This window comes from Sphingopyxis sp. Geo48 (genome assembly GCF_949769155.1).
GTDB lineage: Bacteria > Pseudomonadota > Alphaproteobacteria > Sphingomonadales > Sphingomonadaceae > Sphingopyxis.
This window is the reverse complement of the sequence record NZ_CATKPA010000003.1, coordinates 367,127-383,108: the sequence shown is the minus strand read 5'-3', so window position 1 is coordinate 383,108 and position 15,982 is coordinate 367,127. Positions and strand designations below refer to the sequence as shown.

18 protein-coding genes are annotated in these 15,982 nt (G+C 65.9%); 4 read left to right on the top strand and 14 right to left on the bottom strand.

Annotation, left to right across the window (positions count from 1 at the left end; genetic code table 11):
* Window positions 1-32: 32 nt before the first annotated feature.
* Genes QOL79_RS13360 through QOL79_RS13350 form a run of 3 tightly spaced genes read right to left on the bottom strand, consistent with a single transcriptional unit; the run spans window position 33 to window position 3,201 of the window.
* A complete protein-coding gene (locus tag QOL79_RS13360) occupies window positions 33-692 on the bottom strand; it encodes a TadE/TadG family type IV pilus assembly protein (protein WP_283419907.1) in 660 nt (219 codons plus the stop codon).
* A complete protein-coding gene (locus QOL79_RS13355; RefSeq protein ID WP_058456766.1) occupies window positions 689-1,285 on the bottom strand; it encodes a TadE/TadG family type IV pilus assembly protein in 597 nt (198 codons plus the stop codon). Before QOL79_RS13355 ends, QOL79_RS13360 begins: the two co-directional genes overlap by 4 nt.
* Window positions 1,282-3,201 (bottom strand): pilus assembly protein, encoded by a 1,920-nt coding sequence (locus tag QOL79_RS13350; RefSeq protein WP_283419906.1) that lies wholly within the window; start codon window positions 3,199-3,201, stop codon window positions 1,282-1,284. Before QOL79_RS13350 ends, QOL79_RS13355 begins: the two co-directional genes overlap by 4 nt.
* A 217-nt stretch (window positions 3,202-3,418) precedes the next feature.
* Between QOL79_RS13350 and QOL79_RS13345 the strand changes: the two genes are divergently transcribed.
* The 3 genes from QOL79_RS13345 (at window position 3,419) to QOL79_RS13335 (ending at window position 7,659) form a co-directional block, all read left to right on the top strand.
* Window positions 3,419-4,159 carry a 16S rRNA (uracil(1498)-N(3))-methyltransferase gene (locus QOL79_RS13345; RefSeq protein WP_283419905.1) on the top strand — a complete coding sequence of 247 codons (741 nt, stop codon included), beginning with the start codon at window positions 3,419-3,421 and terminating at the stop codon, window positions 4,157-4,159.
* Between the two features lie 153 nt (window positions 4,160-4,312).
* A complete protein-coding gene (locus QOL79_RS13340) occupies window positions 4,313-6,223 on the top strand; it encodes a proprotein convertase P-domain-containing protein (protein ID WP_283419904.1) in 1,911 nt (636 codons plus the stop codon).
* 62 nt (window positions 6,224-6,285) lie between these two features.
* Window positions 6,286-7,659, top strand: coding sequence for a glutamate--cysteine ligase (locus QOL79_RS13335; protein WP_283419903.1), 1,374 nt, complete (start codon window positions 6,286-6,288; stop codon window positions 7,657-7,659).
* 113 nt (window positions 7,660-7,772) lie between these two features.
* Here QOL79_RS13335 and QOL79_RS13330 read toward each other — a convergent pair whose 3' ends face one another.
* From QOL79_RS13330 to QOL79_RS13285, 10 genes are all read right to left on the bottom strand, one after another.
* A complete protein-coding gene (locus tag QOL79_RS13330) occupies window positions 7,773-8,444 on the bottom strand; it encodes a glutathione S-transferase family protein (protein ID WP_283419902.1) in 672 nt (223 codons plus the stop codon).
* 42 nt (window positions 8,445-8,486) lie between these two features.
* Window positions 8,487-9,131: a ribosome biogenesis GTP-binding protein YihA/YsxC gene (gene yihA, locus QOL79_RS13325; RefSeq protein WP_283419901.1), complete on the bottom strand. Its 645-nt coding sequence runs from the start codon at window positions 9,129-9,131 to the stop codon at window positions 8,487-8,489.
* Between the two features lie 109 nt (window positions 9,132-9,240).
* Window positions 9,241-10,986 carry a membrane protein insertase YidC gene (yidC, locus tag QOL79_RS13320; RefSeq protein ID WP_283419900.1) on the bottom strand — a complete coding sequence of 582 codons (1,746 nt, stop codon included), beginning with the start codon at window positions 10,984-10,986 and terminating at the stop codon, window positions 9,241-9,243.
* Between the two features lie 45 nt (window positions 10,987-11,031).
* Window positions 11,032-11,244 (bottom strand): membrane protein insertion efficiency factor YidD, encoded by a 213-nt coding sequence (gene yidD, locus QOL79_RS13315; protein ID WP_058456758.1) that lies wholly within the window; start codon window positions 11,242-11,244, stop codon window positions 11,032-11,034.
* Window positions 11,245-11,386: 142 nt separating this feature from the next.
* Complete coding sequence (rnpA, locus tag QOL79_RS13310) at window positions 11,387-11,734, bottom strand: ribonuclease P protein component (protein ID WP_058810749.1); 348 nt, start codon at window positions 11,732-11,734, stop codon at window positions 11,387-11,389.
* A gap of 29 nt (window positions 11,735-11,763) precedes the next feature.
* Complete coding sequence (gene rpmH, locus QOL79_RS13305; protein WP_003046693.1) at window positions 11,764-11,898, bottom strand: 50S ribosomal protein L34; 135 nt, start codon at window positions 11,896-11,898, stop codon at window positions 11,764-11,766.
* A 101-nt stretch (window positions 11,899-11,999) separates the two neighbouring features.
* Entirely contained in the window at window positions 12,000-12,308 is a 309-nt protein-coding gene (locus QOL79_RS13300) for a hypothetical protein (protein ID WP_283419899.1), read from the bottom strand.
* A 101-nt stretch (window positions 12,309-12,409) separates the two neighbouring features.
* Window positions 12,410-12,559, bottom strand: a complete 150-nt coding sequence (locus QOL79_RS13295) for a hypothetical protein (protein ID WP_204992099.1) — start codon at window positions 12,557-12,559, stop codon at window positions 12,410-12,412.
* Between the two features lie 212 nt (window positions 12,560-12,771).
* Window positions 12,772-13,287: a hypothetical protein gene (locus tag QOL79_RS13290; protein WP_283419898.1), complete on the bottom strand. Its 516-nt coding sequence runs from the start codon at window positions 13,285-13,287 to the stop codon at window positions 12,772-12,774.
* Window positions 13,288-13,483: 196 nt separating this feature from the next.
* Window positions 13,484-14,725: an FAD-dependent monooxygenase gene (locus tag QOL79_RS13285; RefSeq protein ID WP_283419897.1), complete on the bottom strand. Its 1,242-nt coding sequence runs from the start codon at window positions 14,723-14,725 to the stop codon at window positions 13,484-13,486.
* 83 nt (window positions 14,726-14,808) lie between these two features.
* On the opposite strand from QOL79_RS13285, the gene QOL79_RS13280 reads away from it, so the two are divergent.
* Entirely contained in the window at window positions 14,809-15,381 is a 573-nt protein-coding gene (locus QOL79_RS13280) for a TetR/AcrR family transcriptional regulator (protein ID WP_283419896.1), read from the top strand.
* On the opposite strand, the gene QOL79_RS13275 is transcribed toward QOL79_RS13280, so the two are convergent.
* Window positions 15,378-15,971 (bottom strand): TetR/AcrR family transcriptional regulator, encoded by a 594-nt coding sequence (locus QOL79_RS13275; protein WP_282949428.1) that lies wholly within the window; start codon window positions 15,969-15,971, stop codon window positions 15,378-15,380. The two genes, QOL79_RS13280 and QOL79_RS13275, sit on opposite strands and share 4 nt — an antisense overlap.
* Window positions 15,972-15,982: the final 11 nt, after the last annotated feature.

Genomic DNA, 15,982 nt, shown 5'->3' with positions numbered 1-15,982 from the left:
ATAAATGATTGATTGGATGGACCCGGCCGCGATCAGGTGCATCTGGCGACCGTGCCGGTCGGGGTCGGGTTGAACCCTTCCCTCAGGTCGCGCGCTTCGCGGACGTTGAACGCGGCCGTCGTGTGGATGCGCTGCGATCCCAGCCATTTGCCATAGAGCAAGGGCTGATAGTCGTAATAGACTTCGACGAACATCACCGCGGTCCCTGCGGCGGCGGTGACTTCCTTGCCCGTCGGGCCCATGCCCGGAAAGGCGTTGCCCGTCGCGCCGTCGCCGGCGGCGCCGAAGCTCGACTGAACCCCAAGGTCGCCGTAGCAGCGCTGCCAGTGAATCCACTGCCCGCCGTCGGTGTTGCGTTCGAGGCTCGACAGGATGACGCGGCCGCGGCGTTCGAAATCCATGTTGCGTGCCTGTTTCTCGACACCCGAAAAGACTTCGTTGATGTCGATCTCGCGAATGATCGGTTGCGACAAGGAGTCGCCCGTCGCGATGCGCGATGCATTGTCCGCGGCGCCGAGCGCGATCTGGCTGACCCGCGTATGCACGAGCACGAGGTTGGCGATCTCGATTCCCCCGAAGCCGAGCAGGACGAGCAACGGCACGGTGAACGCCATTTCGACGAGCACGGCGCCGCGGCGATCGCGGCGCAGCCGCCGCATGATCGCGCGCGCGATGGTCCGCCGCGCGCTCATGGACAGCGCACCGGGCTGGCATCGGACCCGACGGCGAAGGGCTGGTTGCGTAGCACCGTTGTCTCCCTCAACGTGGTTTCCTGTGGCTGGCCCAGCATCCGCCATACGGGCAGGACGCGATCGAACTTCATCTCGACGGTGTAGAGGATGACGTCGTCGGCGCCGCCGTTGCCGCCGCGCGCGCGGTCGCTGTCCCAGACGCCGTTCCCGTTCACATCCTCGAAGCATTCGGTGTTTTGGTGCGCGCCGTCGCCATTGTCGTCGTTGAACGGTTCGGGATTCCCGACCTCGCTGAAATTGTCGTAGGCCCGGCGGGCAAAGGTCACTTCGGCGTGGGGGAATACTTTCACCACCGCCGTCTCCACCGCATCGTCGAGCGCCGTCTGGCTGGCGCCGCCCGTTTCAAGCGTCGAATCGCGCGCCGCCTTTGCGACGGCGCCTTGCAACACCTGCTTTGCGTACATCTGCCAGCTATAGTCGAAGATGCCCATCAGCAGCAGGATGAAGAGCGGCCCGGTGAAGGCGAACTCGACGAGAGCCGCGCCACGCTCGCTGTCGCGAAGCCGGCGGAGCAGGCTGGACCGGCGCGTCATTGCGACAGCCTCAGGCGCGAAATCTGCTGCGCGATCTGCGAGAAGATGCTGGCGAGCTGCGCGCTGCTGCCCGCTTCATAGGCCTTGCCCGACGATGCACAGGCGACAAGCTTCGCATTCTTGGCGTCGTCGAGGTCGACGCCAAAGCCGATGATCCAGACGACGATGCCCTTCTGCTTCGCAGCCGCGCACAGATAGCTGAGGCGGTTGGTGTGGCGCGCGATCGCATCAGAGTTATCGGTCGCACCGATGCGCTGCATCACTTGCTCGAGGCCCTGATGCGAATAATTGCTGCGCGGCGTGTTCATCTCGCCATCGGTCATGAAGATGATGTGGCGTCCGACCGGGCGGCCCATGTAATTGCCATTCTCGGCAGCGAACAGACCGTCGGGCGAGATCAGCCGTGCGCCCCACGCCATGCCGCTGTCGTGATAGGTATAACCCTGGGCTTTCAGGCCGTTGATCTTGGTGGTGAACGCGGTCTTGCCCGCATCATCCATGTTGGTCAGCTTCATGACCGGCACCGGACAGGCGCCCGTGTCGCCGAAATTCTCCGACTGCTTGCCGAAATTGGTGCTGTTGGTGGTCGAGTTCACATTGGTCGGCGACGAACGCGAATAGACGAAATAGGGAATGAACATCCGCCACTTGGTGTCGTCGTTCGCCGTCGGCACCAGGTCGATATCCATGTCATAGGTGTTCGCAGGCGGCGCGGCGTTCGACGCAAATGCGTTCGTGGCGCGCTCCATCACGCAGCCGGTCCACGGCGCGGACTGGCTCGCCCCGGCCGTCCCGGTGTTGAACGAAAGCGACGTGGACATGTTCTTCCCCGACGACACGTCGAAGGTGCGGTCGAGATAGGTGTAGGTATATTTCTCGGTCTTCGTCTGGACGGTGCTGCTCGAGTAGGTGCGCGAGCGGTATTGGCGCGTGCAGACCTTGGTCGAACTGTTGAACGACTGATTCCGGTACTGATAGTCGGTGTAGGGCGTCGTCGTCGTCGTCGTCGTCGTGCGCGTGTCGCCCGAGGTGTTCGGGCCGTTGACGGTCGTCGACGCGGTGCCGGTGATCGTCTCGCTGCCTTTCGTACAGTTGGCATTCGTCGTATTGTTGATCGTTTGCGTGGCCGACCAACCCGACCAGCTCGACGGATTCGTACTGCTGTTGTTGCTCGTGTTCCCCGTCGTCGTCCACAGCGCGGCGGTGTTCGGCTGCCGCGAGGGAACGGTGACGGTGTCGGCGATCCAGCTCGACTGCATGATCGCCCCGACGTTGACCGTGCCGCTGTAGGGCACGACGCCGATGCGCAGGCGGCCATCGCCGCGTTCGGCCGAGGTGATCGTCGTCATGAAAAGATTGGCCGCGTTCCGCAGCGCCGCGATTTTCGCGATCGTCGCGCCGCCGCCGGCATCATTGTCGGCAATCGGATCGTCCATCGACCCGGTGACGTCGAGCACGAGCATCACGTCGGTGCTCGAGATTTCGAGTTTCGCCTCGCAATTGACCGATAGCGCGAAATTCTCCTTGCCGAACATCGTCATCACCAGCGTCGGCAGCGTCGCCGCCGCGGTGCCGCCGACCGACGACGTCCCCACTGGCACCGACGAGAAGGATATGCCCGTGCTGCCGTACATCGCAGTCGGGTAGTTGAAGTTGAACATCTTGTTCGCTTCGGCCTTCTGCGTGTCGCCATAGCTGCCGCCAGCCATCGCGCGGCGGCCGGCGAGCACGCCGGCGTCGCACGCCTGCTGCAGGCGGAGCTGCGCCATATAGGCGCGGCCGATATCGACCGCGGAACCGACGATGCCGATCACCGGGATGATTGCAGCCGCCGTCAGCATCATGGCGTTGCCGCGCTGGTCGCGCAGAAGTTTCGAGGCGCCGGCCCTGAGGCCGTTCAAAATGGTCCCTCGCATGGTCTAAACCCCTCTTGGTCCAGACGCACCACCCACCCAGATGCGCGACTGGTATCCTCGCACCTAGGGGGAAACTGCTTACCAAATCGCTAATCGGCCCCCTCGACATGCGCGCATATCGGCGGGAATTCTGGCCCGTATCGGGACAGGTCGGCGATCCGGGCACGGCGCCAACGTGGCAGATGCGCCGCGCCGCGCGCTCTGCTATCGCGGCGCCATGCCCGCGACACCCGCCTGGCCGCCCGCCAGCACGCCCCGCCTCTATATCGACCAGCCGCTCGGCCCCGAAGCCGCGCCGCACATCGACGGCGCGGCTGCGCACTATCTGCTGAACGTCATGCGGCTGAGGGTGGGCGACCCGCTGTTGCTGTTCGACAATCGCAGCGGCGAATGGCTCGGGCGCATCGCCGACGCGGGCAAGCGCTCGCTCGACATCGCCATCGAGGCGCTGATGCGCCCGCGCGAGGCGGTGCCCGATCTCTGGCTCTGCTTCGCGCCGGTCAAGAAGGCGCGGCTCGACTGGATCATCGAAAAGGCGACCGAACTCGGCATCGCGCGGCTGCAACCGGTAATCACCGACCGGACGATCGTCGAACGGGTCAAGCAGGAGCGGCTCGAGGCGCAGATCGTCGAGGCGTGCGAGCAATGCGGGCGCACCGCGCTTCCCGAACTCGCCGAGCCGGTGAAACTGCCGCAGCTCCTGAAAACATGGCCCGCCGGGCGGTCGCTGCTCTTCGCCGACGAAGCGGGCGGCGAATCGCTCGCTGTCGCCCCGGCGCCGCCGCCCGCCGCGATCCTGACCGGGCCCGAGGGCGGCTTCACCACCGCCGAGCGCAATCTGCTGCTCGCACACCCCGCGGTCCGGCGCATCGCGCTCGGCCCGCGCATCCTGCGCGCCGAGACCGCGGCGATCGCGGCAATCGGGGTTTGGATGGCGGCAAACGGCGATTGGGCCTAACTGTACCAAAACTGGACATTATTGCTGCCAGTCTGGCAGTTATTAACTTCAAATTAGGGATATCGGCCGCAAAGCCTGCTCATGCAACGGCGGGACCAGAGCCGAGATCGCTGGCGTGGGGGCCAGCGGGCGCTGCTGAGGCGGGCGGCGACCATGCTTGCCTGGCTGGCGCTGGCTCTCGTCGTTGCACCCGCTGCGGCGCAGACCAGCGCGACCTACAGCAACACGGCCGCCGGCACGATCAGCGAAACCGCCACCCCCTGTACCGGGCCGATGGTGCGCACCTTCACCGTCGCGGCAAACACGCAGGTTACCGACGTCAATATCGGCGTCCAGCTCGGCCACAGCTATCGCGGCGACCTTCGCGTCACGCTGACCTCGCCTGCGGGAACCGTCGTCAATCTCATCACCAATGTCGGCACCGGCGCCGACAATCTGAACGTGCTGTTCGACGACAGCGCGGCGGCGAGCATCTCGACCCACACGGCGAACGACAACACGTCGGCGGCGCCGCCGTACCAGCGGACCTTCCGCCCCGAGGGCGCGCTCGCCGACTTCAACGGACAGGGAACCGCGGGAACGTGGCAATTGCAGATCTGCGACTCGCTGAACGGCGACAGCGGCAGTTTCACGCGCGCCGACCTGACCCTGACCAGCGTACCGCTGTCACCCTATGCCGACCTGTCGCTCGCGAAATCGGTGAGCAACGCGAACCCTTCGTCGGGCGCCAGCATCAGCTATACGCTCAGCGTGACCAATGCCGCGGCCTCGGCGCTCACCGCGACGGGCGTGACGGTGCAGGACATGCTTCCCCCGGGCGTCACTTTCACCGGCGCGTCGGGGTTCGGCAGTTACAACAGCACCACCGGGGTCTGGACCGTCGGCAGCATCCCGCCGGGCACAACGCGCACGCTGACGATCAGCGGCACCGTCTCGGCAACCGCGGGCGCGACGATCACCAATGTCGCAGAAGTCAGCGCCTCCTCGGCCTATGATTATGATTCGACCCCCGGCAACGGCGCCGCGGGCGAGGACGACTATGCCGCGGCCAGCTTCACCGTCGCCGGAACGCGGACCGCGGGAACCCCGCCGACGCTCGTCTGCCCGGCCGGGACGACGACGCTCGACTGGGACAGCGTGACGTGGAGCGCGGGGACGACCAGCGGCAGCTATGCGCTGACCGCGATCGGCACGACCGGCTTCAACATCGCGATCAGCGGCGGCGCCTTCCTCAGCAACGCGACCTATGGCGGCCAGTCGCCGACCCGGCAGAATATCGTCACCGGCGCGCTGTCTCCGGCGCAATATTCGATCTTCGAGCTGGTCGATTTCACCAGCCAAGCGGGCTCGGTCACCTCGACGATCACCCTGCCCACCGCGGTCCCCGGCGCGCAGTTCCGGCTGTTCGACGTCGACTATGCAGCGGGGCAGTTCGCCGACCGCGTCACCGTGACGGGCAGCTTCAACGGCACGAACGTCACGCCGGTGCTGACGAACGGCACCGCCAACTATGTCATCGGGAGCACCGCCTATGGCGATGTCCTGTCGGCCGACGCCAGCGCCGACGGCACCGTGACCGTGACCTTCGCGGCGCCGGTGGACAGCATCACGATCGACTATGGCAGCCACGGCCTTGCTCCGGCCAATCCGGGGCAGCAGGGGATGGCGATCCACGACTTCCTCTTCTGCCGCCCGGTCGGCAATCTGCTGATCGCCAAGACGAGCAGCGTCGTCAGCGATCCGCTGAACGGCACCACCAACCCCAAAGCGGTCCCCGGCGCGACGATGCGCTATTGCCTGCTCGTCACCAACGGCGGCAGCGCGACCACGACAGGCATCCTCGTTTCCGATCCCCTGCCCGCCACCACCACCTTCGTTCCGGGGTCGCTGCGCAGCGGGACGAGCTGCGCGGGCGCGACCACGGCCGAGGACGACGATGCGGCGGGAGCGGACGAAAGCGACCCCTTCGGCGCGGCGATCGCGGGAACCACCGTGTCCGCCAGCACCGCGACCCTGGTCCCCGCGGCAGCGATGGCGGTGACGTTCGACGTCACGGTGAACTGACACCGTCGGCGCCCCTCATGACCCCGATTGCATTCTATACCGAATAGTCTAGATGGCGCGAAATGAGCACGCGCACCGCTTCCGACAGCAACGATCCGATCATCGAAAGTCGCGACCAGCTCGCGGCGCCCATGGCCAGGGGCGAGAAGCCGAGCGATCGCTGGCGGATCGGCACCGAGCACGAAAAATTCGTCTATCGCACCGCCGACCACCGCGCCCCCTCCTATGACGAGCCCGGCGGCATCCGCGACCTCTTGATGGCGCTCACGCGCTTCGGTTGGGAGCCGGTGATCGAGGGCGGGAATGTCATCGCGCTTGCCGGCAGCGACGGCACCGTCAGCCTCGAACCCGCGGGGCAGTTGGAGCTTTCCGGCGCCCCGCTCGAAAATCTCCACCAGACCTGCGCCGAGACCGGGCGGCACCTCAAGCAGGTGAAGGAAGTCGGCGCCGAACTCGGGCTCGGTTTTCTGGGGCTCGGCATGTGGCCCGACAAGACGCGCGCCGAGCTGCCGATCATGCCCAAGGGCCGCTACAAGATCATGCTGGAGCATATGCCGCGCGTCGGCAGCATGGGGCTCGACATGATGCTGCGCACCTGCACCATCCAGACCAACCTCGACTATTCGTCCGAGGCCGACATGGTGCAGAAATTCCGCGTCTCGCTCGCGCTCCAGCCGCTCGCCACCGCGCTCTTCGCCAGCTCGCCCTTCACCGAGGGCAAGCCCAATGGCTATATGTCGTATCGCAGCCATATCTGGACCGACACCGACCCCGCGCGCACCGGCATGTTGCCCTTCGTGTTCGAGGACGGCTTCGGCTACGACCGCTATGTCGACTATATGCTCGACGTGCCGATGTATTTCGTCTTCCGCGACGGCCGATATATCGATGCTGCGGGCCTCAGCTTCCGCGATTTCCTGAAAGGCGAGCTGTCGGCTCTTCCCGGCGAACTGCCGCGGCTTTCCGACTGGACCGACCATCTCTCGACCGCCTTCCCCGAGGTGCGGCTCAAGAGCTTCCTCGAAATGCGCGGCGCCGATGGCGGCCCGTGGAACCGCATCTGCGCGCTCCCCGCGCTGTGGGTCGGGCTGCTCTACGACCAGGGCGCCCTCGACGCCGCCTGGGATCTCGTCAAGGGCTGGAGCATCGAGGAGCAGCAGGCGCTGCGCGATGCCGTCCCCAGCGAAGGGCTCGACGCCCCCGCGCCCGGCGGCGGCACCGTCGGCCAGCTCGCGCACCGCGTGCTCGACATCGCCGCGGCGGGGCTCGCCGCGCGCGGACAGGTCAATTCGATGGGCGACAACGAGGTCGGCTTCCTCGAACCGCTGCGCCGCATCGCGGCGACGGGCAAATCGCCCGCCCACGACCTGCTCGACCGCTACGAGGGGCCGTGGGACCACGACCTGTCGAAAATCTACGACGAGCTGAGCTTCTGATCGCATCGTCCCGATCGGATGGGGACCTGCCATTTGAAGCGGGCCTGTATTTCCCCTCCTGCCTGCGGGCAGTGAGATAAGGGGCAGCCATCGCTCGCAACGCGGCGATCGCCTCAGTCGGGCCCGGCCATCTCGAACTGTTCGATGACCCAGTCCTCGGCCTGCGCGCCGCCGATCCATTCCTGCATACAGGGGTGGCTGATCACCGCCTGGCAATAAGGGATGGCGAAGCGCGGGAGCGGGATCGAGTAGGTGAGGAAGCGCGTGACGACGGGGGCGAACATGATGTCGGCCGCCGACCATTCGCCGAACAGATAATCCCCCTCGCCGCCGAAGCGCGCGCGCGCTTCGGCCCAGATCTGAAGGATGCGGATGACGTCGGCCTGCACCTCGGGCAGCAGCTCGGCGGCGGGGTAGATGCGGCGGATATTCATGCTGTGGTTGCGGCGCAGCGCCGCGAAGCTCGAATGCATTTCCGCCGCCATCGACCGCGCCATCGCGCGCGCGGCCATATCGTCGGGCCAAAAGCCGCGGGTGCCGCCGGTCTTTTCGTTGAGATAGTCGATGATCGCCAGGCTGTCCCAGACGACGATGTCCTCGCCGTCCCACAGGATCGGCACCTTGCCGCCCGACGGCGCGAATTCGTCGCCCTCGCGGCGTTTCGACCAGTCCTCGTCATAGAGCGGGACGGTCACCTCCTCGAAGGGCAGGCCGCTGTGCTTCGCGGCGAGCCAGCCGCGCAGGCTCCAGCTCGAATAGGCCTTGTTGCCGATGAACAGTTTCATGGATTCTCCCTGCCCCTTTCTTCGAGGGAGGGGCGACAAAGGTCAACTCTCGACCGCCTCCAGCACCGCGGTACGCAGCTCGGCGATGCCCATGCCCTTTTCGCTGCTCGTCGCGATCACCTCGGGGTGGGCCGCCGGATGCTTGCGCGCCTCGGCCTCGGTCGCGGCCTGGACGGCGGCAAGATCGGTCGCCTTGATCTTGTCGGTCTTGGTGAGCACGAGGCGGTAACTGACCGCGGCGATATCGAGCATTTCGAGCACCTCGCGGTCGACGTCCTTGATCCCGTGGCGGCTGTCGATCAGCACCAGGGTGCGCTTCAGCACCTGCCGGCCGCGGAGGTAATCGTTCACGAGGAAGCGCCATTTCCTGACGACATCCTTCGGCGCCTTGGCAAAGCCATAGCCCGGCATGTCGACGAGCCGGAACACCAGCGGTTCGCCGACGTCGAAATAATTGAGCTCCTGCGTCCGCCCCGGCGTCACCGAAGTACGCGCGAGCCCGTTGCGGTTCGTCAGCGCGTTGAGCAGCGACGATTTGCCGACGTTCGAGCGGCCCGCGAACGCGATTTCGGGTACGCTGGGCGCCGGCAGATGCTGGAGCGCGGGCGCCGATTTCAGGAAGGCGATCGGGCCCGCAAACAGCTTGCGGGCGCGTTCGGTTCGGTCGGGATCGATGTCGTCGGTCATAAGGCCTGTGCCCCTGCGCAGGCAGGGGCCCATCTCCTGTTGTCTAAGTCCGAAACCACCGGAGATGGGTCCCCGCCTTCGCGGGGACACACACGCCAATGGGGCGGTTCTATTTCGCCGGCGCCGCCTTCAGCGCCGGGAACTTGCGATACATGAACTGCTGCTGCGCGATCGACAGGCAGTTGTTCGTGATCCAGTAGAGCAGCAGGCCCGCTGCGAACGGCGCCATGATGAACATGAACATCCACGGCATGATCTTGAACACCTGCTGCTGCACCGGATCGGTCGCCTGCGGGTTGAGGCGGAACTGCAGGAACATCGTGATGCCGAGGATCAGCGCGAGCGGCCCGATCGCGAGCAGCGAGGGCGGGGTGAAGGGCAGCAGGCCGAACAGATTCAGGAAATGCAGCGGATCGGGCGCCGACAGATCCTTGATCCACAGCGCGAAGGGCTGGTGGCGCATTTCGATCGTCAGCATCAGCACCTTGTAGAGCGCATAGAAGATCGGAATCTGGATGACGATCGGCAGGCAGCCCGCGAGCGGATTGATCTTCTCGTCCTTGTAGAGCTTCATCAGCTCCTGCTGCTGGCGCGGCTTGTCGTCCTTGTAGCGTTCCTGCAGCGCCTTCATCTTCGGCTGGACGAGGCGCATCTGCGCCATCGAATGGAACTGGCGCTGCGCGATCGGGAACATCAGGCCGCGGATGATCAGCGTCAGCAGCATGATGGCGACGCCGAAGTTGCCGACCATGCGAAACAGCCAGTCGAGCAGCTTGAAGATCGGCTTTTCGAAGAATTCGAACCAGCCCCAGTCGATCGCGTTCGACAGGCGCGGGATGCCCGCCTTGTCCTGATAGTACGACAGGATGCTGACTTCCTTGGCGCCGGCGAAGATGCGGCTGGTCGTGGTGACCTGCTTGCCAGGCGCGACCTGCGCGAACTCTCCTGCGAACGCAGCGCGGAAACCGTTGCCGGGCAGGCCGCTGAACGCCGCCGACGCCTTTTGGCCAGTGGCGGGGATGACCGCAGCAAGCCAATATTTGTCGGTGAAGCCGAGCCAGCCGGCCGAGGCGAAATCGATGGTGCTGCTCGGCGCCTTTTCGACCTCATCGTAATTGGTGAAATTGCTCTTGCCGTCGAGCAGACCCGTCGGACCTGAATGAATCGTGGTCGTGTCGTGATCTTCGGGATTGGTCGGACGGCCGCCACGATCGATAAAGGCGCCGGTTCGCGCCTGCACCGGCGCGGCGCCGGTATTGGCGATCGTCTGTCTCGCGGTGATAAGATAATTGGCGTCGATGCTATATTCGATGCGGAAGGTCTGGCCGGTCGTGTTCGACCAGCTCAGCGTCACCGGCGTCGTCGGGGTCAGCTTGGCGCCCGACGCGGCCCAGACCGTCGCGGGGCCCGGAACCTCGATGCCCTGCGCGGCCCAGCCGACGCTCGCGAAATAGGCGGCCTTGGTGTTGCCCGGCGCGAAGAGGCGCACCGGCGGCGCGTTCTTCTTGATCGTCTGGCGATATTTGGTGAGCGTCACATCGTCGATGCGCGCGCCGGCGAGGTTGATCGAGCCCGCGAGCGCCGGGGTCTCGATCGGCACGCGGTTGGCCGAGGCAACGGCGGCTTCGACGGGGACGATCGCCTGCACGGCGGGCGCGGCGGGGGTCGCGCCCGTTGCCGGCGGCGTGGCGGGCGTGCCCGGCGTGGCGGTCGCCGCGGTCGGCGAACCCGCGACGGTCTTGGTCACGTCGGGCTTCGTCGGAGTCGGGAAGAATTTCTGCGCGACGAAGTTCCAGCCCAGCAGGATGGCCGCCGACAGCAAGATTGCCGTGATCCAGTTACGCTTGTCGTCCACGCTCTTCGGTCTCTCTTCGTCTCAAAATATCGGGATAGGCCGCGCTCAAGGCACGGGGTCGTAGCCGTGACCGCCCCAGGGATGGCAGCGCAATAGCCGCTTTGTCGCGAGCCAGCCACCCTTGATCGCACCATGGCGTTTGAGCGCGACGATCGCATATTCGCTGCACGACGGGGCGTAGCGGCAGGTCGGCGGCAGGATGCGCGACGGGCCGAGTTGCCAGCCGCGGGCGATCAGGATGAGCAGCTTTGCGATCATGAACAAAGACCGGAAAACTGCCGAACTTCATTCGCGATTGCCCTTTGTTCGACACCCCGGACTTGATCCGGGGCCCATGCGACCGCGGTGGTTATGGACCCCGGATCAAGTCCGGGGTGACGATAAGGGAGAAGGGCAACGCTCATAACGCCTTCGCCGCCAGCTTCTTCGCCGCGCGCCTCAGCGCCGAATCGAGATGCTCGCCGAGTTCGGCAAAGGCGATGTCGTTGCCGCCGGGGCGCCCGATCAGCACATGGTCGGCGCCCGCGATGCCCGATTCGCGAAGCGCGGCGCGCGCAAGTTCGCGGAAGCGCCGCTTCATCCGGTTGCGAGTGACGGCGTTGCCGACCTTCTTGCTGACCGTAAAGCCGACGCCCGGCTCATCGTCGCCATCGCCGCGCGGGCGGACGAGCAGGACAAAGCCGGGCATGGGGAAGCGAAGGCCGCGGTTGGCGGCCAGAAATTCGCTGCGTTTCGATAGCGTTCGCACCAGACGGGCTGGCGCAGAAGCGCCGGCGCTTAGGCCGACAGCTTCTTGCGGCCGCGGGCGCGGCGAGCGGCCAGAACCTTGCGGCCGCCGACGGTGGCCTTGCGGGCGCGGAAGCCGTGACGGCGCTTGCGCACGAGGCGGCTCGGTTGATAGGTGCGCTTCATCGCGGTTTTCCCTAGATCTTGTCAAATGCCGTAACAGAAAAGGGCCGCCAGACGTGGGCGGCCACTGTTGGACGCGCCGATAAGCGGGATTCGGTGCAAAGTCAATCGCCATCAAGCGACTCCAGGGCGGCCCGTGCCCGCCGCCGCGCGGCGCTGACGCGGCGCATGATCCCGTCGGCGCGCTCGCCGTAGCGCGGGTGGCTGCGCTTGAAGCGGACATAGCGCCGCTTCGCCCACGCGCTGTTCTGGAGGCAGAGCATCAGGCCGACGGGGAAGAGGATGATGAAGCCGGGGCCGGGAAGCACGCCGACGACCGGCGCGGCGACGATCAGCAGCACGCCGAGCAGGAAGAGCGCGAGGCGAACCTGCGCATTACGCCGCAAGCGCTGGTAGAGGCTCCGTTTCGCCATAGGGGCGATGTGGGGAGCCTGCGGCGTGTTGCAAGGATAAAGCAGTTCGGCACGCGCGCGCCGACGATCGCGCATGTCCGCTTTGGGGTGGGAAGCGGACGTCAGCTTATGAGATACAGCACGATTGAAACGGGTATGCCTATCAGGATCGAAATGCTGACAATCGCGACGACCCAAGCTGCCGCGCGGCCATGGCGGTCGTCCACATGCTCAATAGCCGTTCGCGCAAGATCTACGATCAAGATTTCCATATCGACATCATACCGGGACCAAACATGCCCGCAATCGGTCGTTAGCAGTCATCCGCTCCAGATCGGCACGAATGGCGGCTAACGACCGGAAGCTGCCCTATCCATCATCGTCACCCCGGACTTGATCCGGGGTCCATGACTTCAGCGCTGCGGTGGATCCCGGATGAAGTCCGGGATGACGAATGACAGCATACGGCCGAAAGCGGACGTAGCTACTCCGTGCCTGCAATGGGTTTGAAATCGTAAACTTGGCAGCTGAGGCCCCGGCTCTTGAGAGGCAGAGGCGGGGTTGCCCGCTTTATCCACTTGTTCCGAAACCAGAAATCGAGCGTGCAACTATCCACGAAATCAATGACCGGAAGATTGCCTCGGAAGGCCAACACTCCATACTCTCCTGCCTCGGGGAAGACAGCACGATAGATCGGACAATTTGCTCTAGGGATCGCGAAATAGTCGACGGACCAAGCATCCAACTGCTCGTCGACCTTCAATGAACCTGCATAAACATGGATCACCCTAAAATGTGCTTTCCCGCCGTTTTTTGGCGCGTCGGTGATGACACCGTAGACAATGTTATATGAGTTTTTGAACCGCTCGGTCGCCGCTTCGCGCGCTTCCGCTCCAAGGTTACGATCGGGCGGAGGAGGCGGTAGCGGGGGGCAAGCTAGGGCCAAAGATGCACGAAACATCAGAATTGCCGTTAAGATCTTTATTCCGAGAATCCTCATCGTCCAATTCCCTGCTTGCGGGTCAATCCAATCTTGCCCTTGCCAATAGGCTCTTCTGATTTACCTGCGCCGCCTCCCTGGAATACCGAGCATTGCCGATCCGATTAGTCTCTGTGAACGAAGGAGTTTAACGACGGCTTTCCACCCCATCGCGGTCATCAACGCCGCAGAGCCCCGGTGACGCACTCCGCCACCTTCAGGCCGCCAGCCGCCACCCCGTCGCATCACCCTCCCCCGCCGAGCCCGCGTCTCCGCCCGGGGCCACCGCCAGCTCGCGCCGCGCGATCCCCGACAGTTGCAGCGCCAGCTTCGCCTTGAACGGCGGCACCCGGTCGAGTGCCCGCAGCAACAGGTTGCGCACCCCGCGCCGGACCCGCCCGCGAACCAGCGCCAGTTTGGTGAGCCGTCCCGCCAGCCCCAGCACCGCCTCGGCGGCCGGACGGCGCCGCGCGCCATACGCATCGAGCAGGCTTTCGGGCGCGCCGCGCACGACGCGCGCCAGCAACGGTGCCAGCAGCATCGCATCGACGATCCCGGTGTTCATCCCCTGCCCGCCCGCGGGGCTGTGGACGTGCGCGGCGTCGCCCATGACGAGCAGCCGACCGTCCCGATAGGTGTCGGCGACGCGGTGGTGGACGCGGAACGCCGAACTCCAGTGGACTTCGGCGACGACCGGGACGACCGCCGGCCCGCCGCGCTCGGGGCCGCGCGTGTCGAGCAAATGCTGGATCGCGGCGCGATCGGGGCGCTCGCCTTCGTGGCGGTGCGTCGCGACGATACGATGGCGTCCGCCGGGCAGCGGTGCGACGACGACCATCCCCGCGGGCGAGAAGAACAGCGACACCTCCCGCTCGCGCGGGGGCACCGCGAAGCTCACATCGGCGAGCACGAAGCTCTCTTCGTAGCGTCCGCCCTCGAAGGCGATGGTCGACGCCTCGCGCACCTTGCTGTGCATCCCGTCGCCGCCGACGACGTAGCGGGCGCGGATCGTCCGTTCGCCACTCCCGGTCGTCACGCGCACCGTCACGCCGTCCGCATCCTGCGCAAGGTCCAGCGCCTCGACGCCGCGATGTACCCGGCCGCCGAGCGCGGCGAGCCGCTCGGCCAGGATGCGTTCGGTGACGTCCTGCGGCAGCATCAGCACGAAGGGATAGCGCGACGGCAGCCGGTCGAAATCGATCGACAGCAGCCGGTGGCGCCGGTCGCGCACCGCAAAGCGCGTCATCTTCAGGCCCGCGGCCAGCATCTGCGGCACGACGCCCAGCGGTTCGAGCATTTCCAGCGTGTGCGCATGGATCACCCCGGCGCGCGACAGATTGAGGCCCGCTTCCAGCCGGTCGATCAGCAGATGGTCGATCCCCGCCTGCTGCAGCGCGGTGGCGAGCGCGAGCCCGGTGGGGCCGGCGCCGACGATCAGCACGTCGGTCTTCGTCTTCATCGTCTCGACTCCTTTTGTCAACATTTGTTGACTTTTCTCACATGGTCTTGTTTTTGTCAACAGTCGTTGATAAATGTTGCGCCATGGTCGACAAGCCGTTGAAAATGAAGAAGTCGGAACGCACGCGCGCGGCGATCGAAGCGGCTGCGCGGCGGCTGTTCGCCGAGCATGGCTATGAGCGGACGGGGATTCGCGACATTGCCGCGGCGGCGGCGATCGATCCCGCGATGGTGATCCGCTATTTCGGCAGCAAGGACCGCCTGTTTGCCGAGGTCGCCGATTTCGACCTGGGCCTGCCCGATGTCGCCAGCATCGATCCCGCGCATGTCGGGCGGACGCTCGTCGCGCATTTCCTCGCGCTGTGGGAGGGCGACAGCGCGAACGGCGGCCTGCCGGTCCTGCTCCGTTCGGCGGCGTCGAACGAATTCGCGTCGACGCGAATCCAGCAATTGTTCGCGGCCCAGGTGCTGCCCGTGCTGTTGTCGCTCGGTCCGCCCGCAACCGCGTCGCAACGCGCCGGGCTCGTCGCCAGCCAGATCCTCGGCCTCGCGCTCACGCGCTACGTCCTCGCGCTGCCTCCCGTCGTCGCGCTCGACCGCGAAACGATCCTCGCCGAGGTCGGCGCGACGGTCCAGCGTTACGCAACCGGCGGCTAGGGCAGCAGCGCGGCCAGCGCGCGTTCGACCATCTGCGCCGCGGCGTCGGCGCCGAAGCTCGCGGCGTCGAGCGAGAGTTCGAGCCACAGGCCGTCGACCATCGCGGTCAGCATGATCGCCAGCCGGTCGGGATCGCGCGCGCCGCACGCGACGAGCAATTCGCCGAGGCGCGCGCGATAGCCGGCGTAGCTCGTCGCGTGGATCGCTGCCATCCGCGCGTCACTCCGCGCCAGCGCCCAGAAGGCGGTCCATGCGCCGAGCAGTTCGGGATCGGTCACCGGCGCGCGGAAGCTCGCGGTAAGGTAAGCCGACAACCGCGCGCGCGGATCGGCGCCGGCCCCTTCCACCGCGCCCGCGAAGATCGCGTCCATCCGGTCGCTCGTCGCCTGATAGGTCGCGGCGACCAGGTCGTCGATTCCCTCGAAATAATGGCGCAGCAGCCCGGGCGACACCCCCGCCTGCGCGCAGATCGCGCGGACGCTCGTCCCCGCGAGGCCATGTTCGGCCAGCACCGCCGCGGTCGCCTCGATCAGGTCCGCCCGGCGGGCATCGGCGCTTTCGCGCGTAAAGGCTTGGCGAGCGGCGGTCATGTTGTTATACA

Bases quoted from the DNA above. Each gene is read 5' to 3' on its own strand.
- QOL79_RS13360 (WP_283419907.1), bottom strand. From the start codon at position 692: ATGAGCGCGCGGCGGACCATCGCGCGCGCGATCATGCGGCGGCTGCGC.
- QOL79_RS13355 (WP_058456766.1), bottom strand. From the start codon at position 1,285: ATGACGCGCCGGTCCAGCCTGCTCCGCCGGCTTCGCGACAGCGAGCGT.
- QOL79_RS13350 (WP_283419906.1), bottom strand. From the start codon at position 3,201: ATGCGAGGGACCATTTTGAACGGCCTCAGGGCCGGCGCCTCGAAACTT.
- QOL79_RS13345 (WP_283419905.1), top strand. From the start codon at position 3,419: ATGCCCGCGACACCCGCCTGGCCGCCCGCCAGCACGCCCCGCCTCTAT.
- QOL79_RS13340 (WP_283419904.1), top strand. From the start codon at position 4,313: ATGCTTGCCTGGCTGGCGCTGGCTCTCGTCGTTGCACCCGCTGCGGCG.
- QOL79_RS13335 (WP_283419903.1), top strand. From the start codon at position 6,286: ATGAGCACGCGCACCGCTTCCGACAGCAACGATCCGATCATCGAAAGT.
- QOL79_RS13330 (WP_283419902.1), bottom strand. From the start codon at position 8,444: ATGAAACTGTTCATCGGCAACAAGGCCTATTCGAGCTGGAGCCTGCGC.
- yihA (WP_283419901.1), bottom strand. From the start codon at position 9,131: ATGACCGACGACATCGATCCCGACCGAACCGAACGCGCCCGCAAGCTG.
- yidD (WP_058456758.1), bottom strand. From the start codon at position 11,244: ATGATCGCAAAGCTGCTCATCCTGATCGCCCGCGGCTGGCAACTCGGC.
- rpmH (WP_003046693.1), bottom strand. From the start codon at position 11,898: ATGAAGCGCACCTATCAACCGAGCCGCCTCGTGCGCAAGCGCCGTCAC.
- QOL79_RS13300 (WP_283419899.1), bottom strand. From the start codon at position 12,308: ATGGCGAAACGGAGCCTCTACCAGCGCTTGCGGCGTAATGCGCAGGTT.
- QOL79_RS13295 (WP_204992099.1), bottom strand. From the start codon at position 12,559: ATGGAAATCTTGATCGTAGATCTTGCGCGAACGGCTATTGAGCATGTG.
- QOL79_RS13290 (WP_283419898.1), bottom strand. From the start codon at position 13,287: ATGAGGATTCTCGGAATAAAGATCTTAACGGCAATTCTGATGTTTCGT.
- QOL79_RS13285 (WP_283419897.1), bottom strand. From the start codon at position 14,725: ATGAAGACGAAGACCGACGTGCTGATCGTCGGCGCCGGCCCCACCGGG.
- QOL79_RS13280 (WP_283419896.1), top strand. From the start codon at position 14,809: ATGGTCGACAAGCCGTTGAAAATGAAGAAGTCGGAACGCACGCGCGCG.
- QOL79_RS13275 (WP_282949428.1), bottom strand. From the start codon at position 15,971: ATGACCGCCGCTCGCCAAGCCTTTACGCGCGAAAGCGCCGATGCCCGC.